The organism is Bacillus sp. 05T21, assembly GCF_056396785.1.
Genome location: NZ_JBFTMD010000115.1, coordinates 1 through 378, shown reverse-complemented (window position 1 = coordinate 378; position 378 = coordinate 1). Strand labels below are relative to the sequence as shown.

The 378-nt window shown below is 48.7% G+C and carries 2 tRNA genes; both read right to left on the bottom strand.

Annotated features, from left to right (window positions below):
- Positions 1-73 precede the first annotated feature (73 nt).
- A tRNA-Gln gene (locus tag AC1DKZ_RS33150) sits at positions 74-148 on the bottom strand.
- Positions 149-235: 87 nt separating this feature from the next.
- Positions 236-311 (bottom strand) — tRNA-Asp (locus tag AC1DKZ_RS33145).
- Positions 312-378 lie beyond the last annotated feature (67 nt).

The window sequence follows — 378 nt, the reverse complement described above, 5'->3', positions numbered from 1 at the left end:
CATGAAGGATTCGAACCTTCGACCCTCTGATTAAAAGTCAGATGCTCTACCAACTGAGCTAATGGCTCGTAAATGGCTGGGCTAGCTGGATTCGAACCAGCGCATGACGGAGTCAAAGTCCGTTGCCTTACCGCTTGGCTATAGCCCATCGAAATAGTTATCTTCTTTTCAAAGACAAATGTTATTTTACCATAATGTCCAATAAAAAACAACTGCTATATAGCAGAAGTTAAAATGGCGGTCCCGACCGGGGTCGAACCGGCGATCTCCTGCGTGACAGGCAGGCATGTTAACCACTACACCACGGGACCATTTGGTTGCGGGGACAGGATTTGAACCTGCGACCTTCGGGTTATGAGCCCGACGAGCTACCGTACT